The sequence below is a fragment of the Nocardioides psychrotolerans genome, assembly GCF_943371775.1.
GTDB classification, from domain to species: Bacteria; Actinomycetota; Actinomycetes; order Propionibacteriales; family Nocardioidaceae; genus Nocardioides; species Nocardioides psychrotolerans_A.
The window spans coordinates 1-13,070 of record NZ_CALRWD010000013.1 but is presented as its reverse complement, the minus strand read 5'-3'; the positions used below and the strand labels follow the sequence as shown (position 1 = coordinate 13,070).

Sequence of the window (13,070 nt, the reverse complement as noted above, 5' to 3'; positions counted from 1 at the left end):
CCGCGCCCGGGGCCGCGCCCTAGAGAGCGGTCGTGGCCCCGACGAGGTGGGGCGCGCCGCTCCTGGGGTTGGTCAGGGAGAAAGCGAAGCCGTCGTCGGTGGGCGTGGAGCCGAAGGCGACCTTGCCCGGGAGCAGGATCGGCTTCTTGAAGGCGACGTCGACGCGGACCGCGTCGGGCAGCCGGTTCTCGAGCGCCGCGATGCAGCGCGCCTTGCTCCACATGCCGTGGGCGATCTGGCGCGGGAAGCCCAGCGCCTTGGCCGTCAGCGGGTAGAGGTGGATCGGGTTGTGGTCGCCCGACACCGAGGCGTAGGTCCGCCCGAGGTCACCCGGCAGGCTCCAGACGGTGCCGGTCGGCGCGGCGTCGGGGAACGACGAGCCGGCGGAGGCGGACTCGTCACCCTTGCCGCGGCGCAGGTAGGTCGAGGTGCTCTCCCAGACCAGCTCACCGTCGGCGCGAGCCTCGCTGACGAAACGGAAGATCGTGCCCTTGGGGTGGGGCTCGGAGGCGCCCACCGTGACCTGCAGCGCCAGGCTCTCCCCGATCGCGACGGGGCGGTGCCCGGTGATGGAGTTCTCCAGGTGCACCGTGCCGATGGCCGGCGCCGGGAAGGCCGGCTCGGTCATGATCGCCATGTGCAGGGGGAACGCCAGCATGTGCGGGTAGGGCAGGGGAGCGACGTCCTTCGTCGGGAAGCCGCACACGCGGGCGTAGGCGTCGACGTGCTCCCGGGTGACCTCGGTCGCCGGGCGGGAGAACGACAGCCCGTCGAAGCCGGCCGGCGAGGCCTTCTTGATGCCGGGCAGCGAGCCGACGACCGGGAGGGACGGCAGGGCTGCCTTGAGCAGGAGGCTCAGGCCGCCGGGGGCGTCCTCGAGCATGCGGGTCTCCATCGCGGTCACGCGCCCAGCATCATCTGGCCGCAGACGCGGACGACGTTGCCGTTGACGGCGCTGGAGGCGGGGTTGGCGTACCACGCGATGGTCTCGGCGACGTCGACCGGCAGACCACCCTGCGACATCGCGTTGAGCCGCTGGCCGACCTCGCGGGTGGCGAAGGGCACGGCGGCGGTCATGGCGGTGATGATGAAGCCGGGAGCCACGGCGTTGATGGTGATGCCGTCCTTCAGCTCGTCGGCGAGGGAGTCGACGAAACCGATGACACCGGCCTTGGAGGCGGCGTAGTTGGTCTGGCCGACGTTGCCGGCGATGCCGGCGATGCTGGCGACCCCGACGATGGAGCCGCCCTTGTTGACGACGCCCTGGTCGAGCAGCTCGCGCGTGATCAGCTCGGGAGCCGTCAGGTTGACCGCGATGACCGAGGCCCAGCGCGACTCGTCCATGTTGGCGAGCTTCTTGTCGCGGGTGATGCCGGCGTTGTGCACGACGACGTCCACGCCGCCGTGCTTCTCCTTGAGGTGGTGGGCGATGCGCTGGGGCGCGTCCTTGCCGGTGATGTCGAGGGTGAGCCAGTCGCCGTCGAGCTCGGCCATGAGGGCCTGGAGCTCGGAGGCGGCCTGCGGGACGTCGACGCCGACGACGGTCGCGCCGTCGCGGTGGAGCACGCGGGCGATCTGCTCGCCGATGCCACGGCTGGCGCCGGTCACGAGGGCGACCTTGCCGGTGAGCGGCTTGGTCCAGTCGGTGACCGCGGGAACCTTCGTGGTGCCGTGGGCGCCGATGCGCACGACCTGGCCGGAGACGTAGGCGGACTTGGGGGAGAGCAGGAAGCCCAGCGTGCTGGTGGCGGCGGCCTCCGCGCCCTCGGCGACGTAGACGACCTGGACGGTGCCCCCGCGACCGATCTCCTTGCCGAGGCTGCGGGTGAAGCCCTCGAGGGCGCGCTGGGCGACCCGCTCCGAGCCCTCGACCAGCTCCGGCGGCGTGCCGAGCACGACGACGCGCGGACAGCTGCCGAGCTTGCGCATCACCGGGGTGAAGAAGTCACGCAGCGCCTCGAGCTCGGCGGCCGAGGTCAGGCCGGTGGCGTCGAAGACCAGGCCCTTGAAGCGGGCGTCGTCGTCGACGGTCTCCGTCGAGGCGATGCCGAGGGTGTCGAGCAGACCGGGGAGCGACTCGGCCAGACGGCCGCGACCACCCACGAGCACGGTCCCGTCGACCAACGGTGCGCCCTCGACGTACCGGTCGAGCTTCATGGGGGCGGGCAGGCCGAGGTTCTTGACGAGCAGCTTGCCGAGGGGGGACTGGGTGAAGCCCTGGTAACGGTCGCTCATGGCGTGGTGAGTCCTCCGGGTGTCGTGGGTGCGTGCGCCGTCGAGCCGCGCGCGTGGCAGGGAACATGTAACTCCAGGTGTAACTCGGAGTCCACATTTCGTGACCTGCCCCTCATTGGCTTCTCTGCAGGCGGTCCTGGGGACAGGATGTGCGCATGATCGAACGTACCCGCCGGGTCGCCGTCATCGGCGGCAACAGGATCCCCTTCGCCCGCTCCAACACCGTCTACGCGGGGGTGTCCAACCAGGACATGCTGACCGCCGCGATCGACGGCCTGGTCACGCGCTACGGCCTCGAGGGCGAGCGCCTCGGTGAGGTCGTCGCCGGCGCCGTGCTCAAGCACGCCCGCGACTTCAACCTCACCCGCGAGGCCGTGCTCGGGTCCAAGCTGTCGCCCGAGACCCCCGCCACCGACATCCAGCAGGCGTGCGGCACCGGCCTGCAGGCGGCCATCCAGGTCGCCAACAAGATCGCCCTCGGCCAGATCGAGGTCGGCATCGCCGGCGGCACCGACACCACCTCCGACGCGCCGGTCGCGATCAGCGACAAGCTGCGCAAGAAGCTGATGAAGGTCAACGCCGCCCGTGACACCAAGTCGCGCCTGGCCGCCCTGGCCGCCATCCGCCCCGGCGACATCGGCCTCGAGATCCCGCAGAACGGCGAGCCGCGCACCCGCCTCTCGATGGGTGACCACGCCGCGCTGACCGCGCTGGAGTGGCAGATCACCCGCGAGGACCAGGACGAGCTCGCCGCCCTCTCGCACCAGCACCTCGGTGCGGCCTACGACGCCGGCTTCCTCGACGACCAGGTCACGCCGTTCCGTGGCGTCGAGCGCGACAACAACCTGCGCCCCGACTCCTCGGTCGAGAAGCTCGCCAAGCTCAAGCCGGTCTTCGGCAAAGGCGAGGCCGCGACCATGACGGCCGGCAACTCCACGCCGCTGACCGACGGCGCGTCGGTCATCCTGCTGGCCTCCGAGGAGTGGGCCGAGGCGCACGGCCTGCCCGTGCTCGCCTACCTCACCGCCTACGAGACGGCCGCGGTCGACTACGTCCACGGGGGCGAGGGTCTCCTGATGGCGCCCGCCTACGCGATGGCGCGGATGCTCCAGCGTGAGGGCCTGACCCTCCAGGACTTCGACTTCTACGAGATCCACGAGGCCTTCGCCTCGCAGGTCCTCTCGACCCTCAAGGCGTGGGAGGACCCGGTCTTCTGCAAGGAGCGCCTCGGCCTCGACGCCCCGATGGGCTCGATCGACCGCTCCAAGCTCAACGTCAACGGCTCCTCGCTGGCCGCGGGCCACCCCTTCGCCGCGACGGGTGGACGGATCATCAACGTCCTCGCCAAGCTGCTCGCCGAGAAGGGCTCCGGTCGCGGGGTCATCTCGGTGTGCGCCGCCGGCGGCCAGGGCGTCACCGCGATCCTCGAGCGCCCCTGATCCTCGCGCTTCCTCACGAGCCCTCGACCGCACCGGCGGTCGGGGGCTCGTGTGCGTCGGGGGAGTGGCCGGGGCCGGGCGGCGCCGCTCCATCAAGGTATGCAGACGAACCGCCACTTCCCACGGTGGGCACCCCGTGGTGGGTGGCGTGTCGCCGTGGGAAGTGCCGCGTCACCGGCGACAGGCGTACGCCGCAGCGCCAGGTCTCGCGGTCAGCGCGCGACGAGCGCGAGGGCCGAGGCCACCAGGTGCGAGCGGACCTGCTCGGGGGAGATCTCTCCGACGGTGGGGATGCCGGGAGCGGACTCCTTGACCAGGATCCCCAGTCGGGCGATCTGCAGCCCGCCGAGGCCGCTCGCATAGAGCATGTTGGCCAGCAGGGTCGGGTCGTTGCGCGGGGAGAAGTCGCCCGAGGCGATGCCGTCCTCGACCGCGGTCGACAGCAGGGTGAGGCACGACGAGATCGCCCGACCGAGCCGGAAGAGGGCGCTCTCGCTGATCTCGTCGAGCAGCTCGGGGCCGGGCTGGCGCATCAGCGCCTGGGCGCAGTCGACGAATGCGGGGTGCGCGAGGCCGTAGTCGACGAATGCGCCGACGATCCCCTTCAGCTTCTCCGGGGGAGTGCTGGCAGCCTCGGCCGCGGTCGCCAGGGCGTCGCGGAGCTCGTCGAGGTAGACCACCAGCGTGAGGGCGAAGAGCTCCTCCTTGCCGGTGAAGTGGCGGTAGACGATCGCCCGGTTGATGCCGACCGCCCGCGCGATGTCCTCGATCTGCGCGTCCCGGACTCCGCGCTCGTCGAAGAGGGCGCGGGTGGCCGCGATGATGTCTGCCTCGCGCGCCCGCCGGCGTACGGTGGCAGCCTTGCGACGGCCGTCGGTCTCGGGGGCGCGGGCGCTCATGGGAGCAGCCTAGAAGAAGTGCAACTCCGAGTTGCACAGGTGTGACATGTTCGTCACGCGGTCGTCGCGCCGCCCAGGAACCCTCGCACCGCGTCGAGCGTGTCGGCGTCGGCGGCGGTCTTGTCGTCGCGGTAGCGCACGACCCGCGCGAAGCGGAGCGCCATGCCGCCGGGGTAGCGCGTCGAGCGCTGGACGCCGTCGAAGGCGATCTCGACGACCTGCTCGGGACGCACGTGCACGACGTGGCCGTCGCGGTGTGTCTCCAGCTCGAGGAAGCGCTCGGTCTGCCAGGTGAGCATCGCGTCGGTCATGCCCTTGAAGGTCTTGCCGAGCATGACCAGGTCGCCGTCGGTGCCGACCGCACCGAGGTGGATGTTGGAGAGCCAGCCCTCGCGGCGCCCCGAGCCCCACTCGACGGCGAGCACGACGAGGTCGAGGGTGTGGACCGGCTTGACCTTGACCCACGACGAGCCCCGACGGCCGGCGTCGTAGGGCGCGGTCGGGTCCTTGACGACCACCCCCTCGTGACCTGCGGCGAGCACACCGCGGACGAAGGCCTCGGCGGCGTCGGGGTCGTCGGTGACCAGTCGGGCCGCGAGGTGCTGGGTCGGCACCAACCCCTCGAGCGCGGCCAGGCGCGCGGTGGCGGGCTCGTCGAGCAGGTCGGTGCCGTCGAGGTGCAGCAGGTCGAAGAAGTAGGGCGTGACGTGGAGGCCGCCGTCCTGGCTCGCCTGGGCGGTGCGCGAGGCGGTCTCCTGGAAGGGTCGTGGACGCCCGGTGTCGTCGAGCGCCAGCGCCTCCCCGTCGAGGACGAACGAGTCGGCCGGCAGGGCGAGCGCCACCTCGACCACCTCGGGCAGGCGGGCCGTGATGTCCTCCAGCGTGCGGGTCGTGATCACCACCTGGTCGCCGGCGCGGTGGACCTGGATGCGGATGCCGTCGAGCTTGGTGTCGATGGAGACCGGCGCTCCATCGGCGGCCTTGGCCATGGCTTCGGCGACGGACGGGGCGGAGGACGCGAGCATCGGCTGCACCGGGCGCAGCACCTCGAGTCCGACCTCGCCCAGCGCGCGCTCGCCGCCGACGAAGGCCAGGCGGGCGGCGACGACCGTGGAGCCGGAGAGCATCGCGGCGCGGCGTACGGCGCCGAGGGGGACCTTGGCGGCGACCGCGACCGCCTCCTGCACCAGTGACTCGAGGGCTCCCTGGCGCAGCGCGCCCGTGACGACGCCGCGCAGCCACTCCTGCTCCGTGGCGGTGGCCCGGGCGAAGAGCGTCGCGACGGCCGCGGCCCGAGCCGACTGGGAGCCGGGGCCGGCGAGGACGGCGAGCGCCGCGAACGACGCGTCGACCTCGCGGACGGTCAAGGTGGGCTCGGCGGCGGGCCCCGGCAGGGTGCCGAGACCGCGCCAGCCGAGCCCGGTGCGGCGCTGGAGGAGGGTGCCACCGACGTAGGCCGTGACGACCTCGATCTCGTCGACGTCGGCGCGCGTCAGGAGGTCGGCGAGCGCGGCGACCTTGGCCTTGCGCGAGCGCGTGGAGGCGACCGCGCTTGAGGTGGTGACGACGTCGTGGAGCAGCACGACTCCAGTCTGGACCAGGCCGCCGACAGCGGCACGGGACGGGCGGCGTGCAACATCGCGCCGACTCGGCGTTGCTGGTGAAGTTGGTTACTCGTCGGTCACCGCGCGTAGCCAACCCGGTCAGCCCTCGTTTGTCTGACAACGGCCACACCCGAGGGCCGACGACGCAAGACAGGTGCCCGTGAACCGATCGAAGAAGCCGCTCGTCGCCGCCATCGCAGCGACCCTCGTCCTCACCCCGACGCTCACCCAGCTCTCCGCCGACGCCTCCTCGTCGGCGAAGGCCCAGGTGCGGAAGCCCGCAGCCCTGCTGCCCGCTCTCGGTGAGGGGCTCGGCTTCACCTCGGCGTTCGACTCCCGCCTCGGGCTCGCACCGGTGGCCCCCAGCAGCACGCAGCGAGCGGCGCTCGCCGGCCTCGGGGCGACCGTGACGTGGAACGTCACGGGCACCCCGCGCTCGATCAGCAAGGTCGGCGGCGCGCTGACCGGACCCAGCGCGCAGGAGCCGCTCGCGATCGCCCAGTCCTGGCTGGTCGACAACGCCGACGCCTTCGGCCTCGACGCCAGCGCCATGGAGGGCCTCGCGCTGGTGCGCGACCACGAGCTCCCCGGCGTCCAGGCCCGGGTGCTGAGCTTCGCGCAGACCTTCGGCGGCATCGCCTCGGGCTACGGCGGCATCCTCACCGTGCTCGTCGACCGCGACGGCCGCGTCGTGAGCTATGCCGGTGACCCCGTGCGCGAGACCGCGCTCCTCGGCGACTTCGACCTCAGCCTCGCCGAGGCCGTGGGCACCACGGTCAAGGACCTCCTGCCCGGCCTCGACTTCGTCGCCAAGGCGCTCGGCCGCAAGCAGGGCGGCTACGACGTCTTCCAGGCCGGGCCGCTGGCCGACGTGGTGCGCGTCCGCCAGATCGCGTTCCCCACCGCGCAGGGCGGCAGGGCGGCGTACGCCGTGCTCGTGGTGAAGAGCATCGACGAGGCGTGGGCGGTCATCGTCGACGCCGCCACGGGACGGCCGCTGCTGCGCAAGTCGCTGGTGGCCCACGCCGAGGGCACGATCTACGAGAACTACCCCGGAGCCAAGAAGGGCGGCAAGCCCAAGGTCGTCAGCTTCGGCCCCACGAAGCAGTCACCCGGCGGCTGGGTGGACCCGACCGGCCTGCTCGGCCTGCCCGGGGTCACCACCTTCGGCAACAACGCCAACACCGCGATCGCCTGGACCGTCCCGCTCGTGGCCGCCGACCAGGAGAACCGTCCGATCGCGCCGACCGGTGCGTTCAACTTCGCCTTCCCCGACGCCTGGCGCAAGAGCGACGGCGGCACCGGCACGTTCGTCCAGGACGCCAACGCGGCAGCGGTCAACCTCTTCTACCACCACAACCGGATCCACGACGAGTTCTACGAGTTCGGCTTCACCGAGTCGGCCGGCAACTTCCAGCTGGTCAACAACGGCGAGGACGGCCTGGGCCTCGGCGGCGACCCGATCATGGGTGGCGCCCAGTCCGGCGCCCTCAACCTCACCGAGCCGGTGCTGCCGCTCGGCCGCAACAACGCCAACATGCTGACCCTGCCCGACGGCATCCCGGGCTTCACCAACATGTACCTCTGGGAGTTCGCCGACGACGCCTTCGAGGGCGCCGCGCGCGACGGCGACTTCGACTCCACGATCATCGAGCACGAGTACGCCCACGGCCTGTCCAACCGCTACGTCGGCGGTGGTGGCCTCGGCTCGCTCGGCACCGGCCAGTCCGGCGCGATGGGCGAGGGCTGGGGCGACTGGTTCGCGATGAACCACCTCTTCCGCGAGGGCCTCACCCGCACGGCCGTCACGGCGCCGTACGTCGGCGACCCCCAGCGCGGCATCCGCAACTGGAACTACGCGACCAGCCCGGCGACCTACGGCGACTACGGCTACGACATGTCCGGCCCGGAGGTGCACTCCGACGGGGAGATCTGGACCGCGACGCTGTGGACCCTGCGCACCAAGATCCTCAAGGCGGTCGGCGGCAACCACCGCAAGGCCAGTGACATCGCCGAGCACCTGGTCATGGACGCGATGCCGATCTCGCCGGCGACGCCGACGTTCCTCGACATGCGCGACGCGATCCTCAAGGCCTCGGAGCTGCGCTACAAGAACCGTTACACCGACCTGATCTGGAGCGCCTTCGCCGAGCGCGGCATGGGCGTCTCGGCGCGCACCACCGGTGAGACCGACACGGACCCGAAGCCCGGCTTCGACGTCCCGAAGAAGGCGCTCAACGGCAAGGTCACCCTCAAGCTCGTCAACGCCTCCGCCGGCGGCGCCGCCAGCAAGGTGCGCGTGCTCGGCGGGCTCTACGAGGGCCGCGGCACCCCGCTGGTCACGACGAACGGGAAGGGCCTCGGCACCATCACGATGGCGGCCGGGCGTCACACGCTGACCCTGCAGGGAGCTGGCTACGGCATCCAGCGGATCACCGTCGACGTCCCGAAGGGCCGTGCGGTCACGAAGGTCGTGCAGCTGCGACCCAACCTGCTCTCGCAGTCCTCGGGAGCGACCGTCGTGCGCACGACGAGCCAGACCGGCGCGCTGCCGGGCAGCAACATGGTCGACGACACCGAGGCGACTGCGTGGCAGACGGGAGCGTCCGACAAGGCCTACAACAACGGCCCGGACCGCTCGGTCACCGTCAAGCTGAAGAAGCTCTCGACGATCGAGACCGTCGCGGTCAGCGTCGTGAAGCCGATCGGCCTGCCCCGCTTCGCAGCCGCTCGCACGGTGCTCGTCCAGACCTCGCTGGACGGCAAGAAGTGGCGCACCGCCAAGGTCGCCACGTTCTCCTTCAAGGGCCCGCGGCCGGCGATCGCCGACCTCGACCTGCAGACCTACCAGCTGAAGACGCCGGTCAAGGCGCGCTTCGTCCGGGCGGTCGCTGCTGCCAACTTCGGCTCGGCGCCGACCAACGCCTCGACCGCGATCGTCTCGGAGGTCCAGGCGTTCGGCCAGGCCTCGGGCATCAAGCCGAAGCTGCCGCCGGCGGACAAGCCGGTCACCTCCAGCGGCTCGGTCAACGTCGGCAACCCGGTGCAGGGCTCCCTGCTCGGTCTCGAGCCCTACAAGCCCGGTGTCACGGAGCTCTCCTGGTCCTGCCCGGACCTGCCGTCCGCCAACGGTGTCGACGCCTTCATGACCAAGCTGCCCGCGGGCGCGGGTGACGGGCTGCACGCCGCCACCTACACCGGCGACGTGGCGATCGGTGAGTTCCTGGTCTACGCCTACGACGAGGACTGCCAGCCCATGTCGGGCGGCTTCGCCCTCTTCGACGAGGCGACGCCGATCCCGGCGGGCGCGGCCTACCTGGGCTTCCTGCTGCTCTACGGCGGCGGTGCGTCCTTCGACGTGACGGTGACCGAGCCGCGCTGAGCCTGTCCCGCTCCCGCTCCGGCTCCGAGACGTGAGGAGGGGCGTCCGCACCCCCGTGGTGGACGCCCCTCCGCCTCGTCTTCGGCGCTGCCTCGGCTCCGGATGGGTGACGGCTGTCACCGACGGCGCTGCTCAGGCAGCGAGGTCGATCACGACCACCGTGTAGTTGTCTGGGGCCTCGGCCGCCTCGACGGCGCTCGCCACCGCGGTGGCCACCGCCTCCGGGGCATCCGGCGACGACAGCAGTCGCTCCAGGTCGGCGCGCTCGAGCACGCCGTGCACCCCGTCGGTCGTGAGGACCAGCCGGTCGCCGGGCCTGACGTCGCAGGTGAGGAGATCGGCCTCGGACCGGTCGTTGAGCGCGCGGTTGAGCAGCGACCGGTGCGGGTGCGACCGCGCCTCGTCCTCGGTCAGCCGACCCTCCTCGAGCAGCGCCTGCACCAGGGTGTGGTCGCGGGTGAGCTGCTGGAGCACCCCGTCACGCAGCCGGTGGGCCCGCCCGTCTCCCACGTGGGCGACCTGGGCCGTGCCATCCACCAGCCACACCGCGGTCAGGGTCGTGCCCGCCTCCTCGTCGAGGTCCCGCGACGCCTCGGCCACGGCAGCGGCGGCCCGCGCCACCGTCTCGCCGAGCGCGTCGCCCGGCGCCTCGTCGTGCGACGTGGTGTCGAGGCGTGCGAGTGCCGCGACGGCTGCGGTGCTGGGACCGGCGGCGGGGCCGAAGCCGTCGGCCACGGCGAAGACCCGCGTGCCGAGGTGGACGGCGTCGAGCTGGTGGGTGCGGCCACCCTGGCCGTGCCGGGCGGCCGCCGTGGCGGTGAGGTGCTGGTCGTGGTGCATGTCGATCTCCTCGTGGTCGAGCGCGTGGAGGAGGGTGGCCACGACATCGCGTCGGGCGCGGTGGTCGGCCTCGACCTGCGTCCAGTACGACGACAGCTGAGTCCTGCGCTGCGGGCCGGTCGCCGCGACGACGTCGCGGATCCGGGCCAGCGGCATGCCGACGAGACGCAGCCGCGCGACCAGCCGTGCCTGCACGAGCTGGTCGGGCAGGTAGCGGCGGTAGCCCGTCCACGGGTCCACGTCGGCGGGCGGCAGCAGCCCCAGGTCGTCGTACAGGCGCAAGGCCTTGGGCGTCAGGCCACTGGCCCGGCCGAAGTCGCCGATGGTCAGGTAGTCCATCAGGCCATCCTCTTCCCTCGGTGACGGTCACCGTTGCGACGACGCTCCGGGCTGACCCTGGGGGAAGGTCAAGAGCCCTCGGCCGGCTCGGGTCAGGGGTGGACGGCGATGCCGCAGCGCGGGCAGTGATCGGCGCCGGTCTCGAGCGGTTGGCCACAGGAGCAGGAGGGCTCGTGCGCGACCGCGGAGCACATCGGGAGGGTTGCGGTGCCGACCATCGGGATCCTCGTCTCCAGGCGGGTGCCTGTCACCGAGTGTTCGGAGCGGGAGACGTCGCGGATGTCCCTGCGGCCGGCCGGGTCGGCGTACGCCCGGACAGGCATAGGCGCCATGCGCGTGGTCGCGCGAGCGTGGTGGATGAAAGCGAGGGCGGCCTATGCACGTTCGGGCGTACGCCGGGGGAGCGTCAGCCCGTGGCGGCGACCGGCTCGCTGCCCTCGAGGACGGCGGCGGTGACGGCGCCGCGGATGACCTGCGCGAAGACGGTGTCGAGGTCGTCGACGCCGCCGAAGTAGCCGCTGACCTCGAGCGAGACGAAGCCGTGCAATGCCGAGAAGACGGCCATGCCGGTGAGCAGGATGCGCTCCTCGGGCAGGCCGGTCGAGCGCACCATGACGGCGAGCGCCTCGATGGTGCCGGCGGCCGCGGCGAAGAACGCGTCGCGGTCGATCGGAGCGCGGGTCATGGCGGCGTAGCGGTGGGGGTAGTCCCGGGCGAAGCCGCGCAGCGAGTGGCTCAGCACGCGCAGGCCGTCGGGGCCGGCGTGGCCCATCGCCGCGCTGCGGACCTGGTTGCCCAGCAGCTGCATGGCGCGGACCTGGATCTCCGCGCGGAGGTCCTCGAGGTTGGCGACGTGGTTGTAGAGCGAGGAGACCCGGGTCTCGAGCTCGGCGGCCAGCAGCGTCATGGTGAGCGCGTCGTAGCCCTCGCGGTCCACCAGGCCCTCCGCGGCGACCACGACCGACTCGTGGTCGAGCCGGGGCCGACGCGCCCGGACGGGCGGTGCGGCGTCGGGGGAGGACGGCGACATGGGAGCACTCCTGTCGATGAAGGTGTTTCGTCTCAGCGTGAATGACTATAGCGTTCGTCCGGTGTCCGACCTGTGCACCGACCGCTTCCGCGAGCTCGCCGACTCCCTCGGCGGTGTCGCCTGCGAGGACGCCTCGCCGTTCGTCTACCTCCGCGACCCGCGCAGCCTGGCCGACGCCACCATGCCCGTCATCGAGCTGCTGATCCTGCTCGGCGCGGTGCTCGCCTTCCGCCACGCCTGGCTCGTACGCCGCCACACCGGCGACGCGACCAACCTCGGCGTGTGCCTGGGGGCGGTCGCCTACGTCCTCGTGCTGGAGCCGCCGCTCTACTTCCCGGCGGTCTTCGGGATCGACGACTACGTCTCCGCGGTGTTCGTCCACAACGAGTTCACCGTCGGGCTGCTCTACCACCGGCTGCCGCTCTACATCCTGCTGCTCTACCCCGCGCTGGTCTACCTCGCGTGGGTGCTCGTGCAGCGCCTCGGCGTGCTCGAGCGCCACGGTCGGGTTCGAGGAGCGGTGATCGCGTCGGTGTGCGTCGGCGCGGTGCACCAGGGGTTCTACTCGATCTTCGACCAGTTCGGCCCCGACCACCGCTGGTGGGCCTGGGACACCGAGACGCGCACCAACGCGATCCTGCTCGGCGACGTGCCGATGTCGAGCACGGTCAACTTCGCGCTCGTCATGCCGACCGCCTTCGCGCTGGCCTGCTTCCTGCTGCTGGGCCGCCGCCCTCGCACGACCGCCCGCTCGGTCGTCCTCCCGGCGGTCGGGATCGGGGTCCTGACCCCGCTGCTGAGCATCCCGGGGCAGCTGCCCGTCACCTACCTCGACCTCGTCGACGCCCCGTCGTACGACGTGGTGGAGGGGGTGCTCTGGCTGATGCTCGCCGCGGCCACCGCCGTGCTCGTGCGCGAGCTGGTCGCCGCCTGGCGCTCGTCCCGGACGCGGGCCCCCGGGCTGCTCGGTGCCTACCCCACTGCCTACCTCGGGCTGTGGCTCGCGACGTTCGCCGTGCTGGGCGTGCTGGCGCCGCCGGCGGGCGTGGTGGCCTACCTCGTGCCCTGCTACGCGCTGAGCCTGGCGGTGCTGGTCACGGTCGCGCGGTCACCGGCCGTAGAACGCGAGGTGCGCCCGCGCCGCCGCGTCCCAGGTGTAGCGCGCGGCTAGCGCCCGGCCGGCCTCCGGCGCCGGGGGAGCATCGAGCACCGACGCGAGGGAGGCGGCGATCGAGGCCGGGTCGTGCGCGAAGGCCACGGTGTCCTCGAAGACCTCCCGCAGCACCGGCAGGTCGCGCGCCA

General features: G+C 72.0%; 9 protein-coding genes and 1 pseudogene. 3 read left to right on the top strand and 7 right to left on the bottom strand.

What is annotated here, in order from left to right:
• Positions 1-19: 19 nt before the first annotated feature.
• Entirely contained in the window at positions 20-895 is an 876-nt protein-coding gene (locus AAG827_RS05820; protein ID WP_341924968.1) for a MaoC/PaaZ C-terminal domain-containing protein, read from the bottom strand.
• Positions 896-900: 5 nt separating this feature from the next.
• Positions 901-2,235, bottom strand: a complete 1,335-nt coding sequence (locus AAG827_RS05815; protein WP_341924913.1) for a 3-oxoacyl-ACP reductase — start codon at positions 2,233-2,235, stop codon at positions 901-903.
• Positions 2,236-2,390: 155 nt separating this feature from the next.
• On the opposite strand from AAG827_RS05815, the gene AAG827_RS05810 reads away from it, so the two are divergent.
• Positions 2,391-3,674, top strand: coding sequence for an acetyl-CoA C-acetyltransferase (locus tag AAG827_RS05810; protein ID WP_341924912.1), 1,284 nt, complete (start codon positions 2,391-2,393; stop codon positions 3,672-3,674).
• A 212-nt stretch (positions 3,675-3,886) separates the two neighbouring features.
• Here AAG827_RS05810 and AAG827_RS05805 read toward each other — a convergent pair whose 3' ends face one another.
• Together AAG827_RS05805 and AAG827_RS05800 are read right to left on the bottom strand one after the other, a co-directional pair.
• Entirely contained in the window at positions 3,887-4,573 is a 687-nt protein-coding gene (locus AAG827_RS05805; RefSeq protein ID WP_341924911.1) for a TetR/AcrR family transcriptional regulator, read from the bottom strand.
• A gap of 53 nt (positions 4,574-4,626) precedes the next feature.
• Complete coding sequence (locus AAG827_RS05800) at positions 4,627-6,156, bottom strand: ATP-dependent DNA ligase (protein WP_341924909.1); 1,530 nt, start codon at positions 6,154-6,156, stop codon at positions 4,627-4,629.
• Between the two features lie 181 nt (positions 6,157-6,337).
• Between AAG827_RS05800 and AAG827_RS05795 the strand changes: the two genes are divergently transcribed.
• Positions 6,338-9,559, top strand: a complete 3,222-nt coding sequence (locus AAG827_RS05795) for a M36 family metallopeptidase (RefSeq protein ID WP_341924908.1) — start codon at positions 6,338-6,340, stop codon at positions 9,557-9,559.
• Between the two features lie 132 nt (positions 9,560-9,691).
• On the opposite strand, the gene AAG827_RS05790 is transcribed toward AAG827_RS05795, so the two are convergent.
• Positions 9,692-10,738 (bottom strand): MerR family transcriptional regulator, encoded by a 1,047-nt coding sequence (locus AAG827_RS05790; RefSeq protein ID WP_341924906.1) that lies wholly within the window; start codon positions 10,736-10,738, stop codon positions 9,692-9,694.
• Between the two features lie 406 nt (positions 10,739-11,144).
• The gene (locus tag AAG827_RS05785; RefSeq protein WP_341924905.1) at positions 11,145-11,768 is read right to left on the bottom strand and encodes a TetR/AcrR family transcriptional regulator; all 624 of its coding nucleotides are present in this window, start codon (positions 11,766-11,768) and stop codon (positions 11,145-11,147) included.
• 61 nt (positions 11,769-11,829) lie between these two features.
• On the opposite strand from AAG827_RS05785, the gene AAG827_RS05780 reads away from it, so the two are divergent.
• Entirely contained in the window at positions 11,830-12,939 is a 1,110-nt protein-coding gene (locus AAG827_RS05780; protein ID WP_341924903.1) for a hypothetical protein, read from the top strand.
• On the opposite strand, the pseudogene AAG827_RS05775 reads toward AAG827_RS05780, so the two are convergent.
• Positions 12,877-13,070: pseudogene (locus AAG827_RS05775) on the bottom strand (MSMEG_0565 family glycosyltransferase); the annotation flags it as partial. The gene AAG827_RS05780 and the pseudogene AAG827_RS05775 overlap by 63 nt on opposite strands.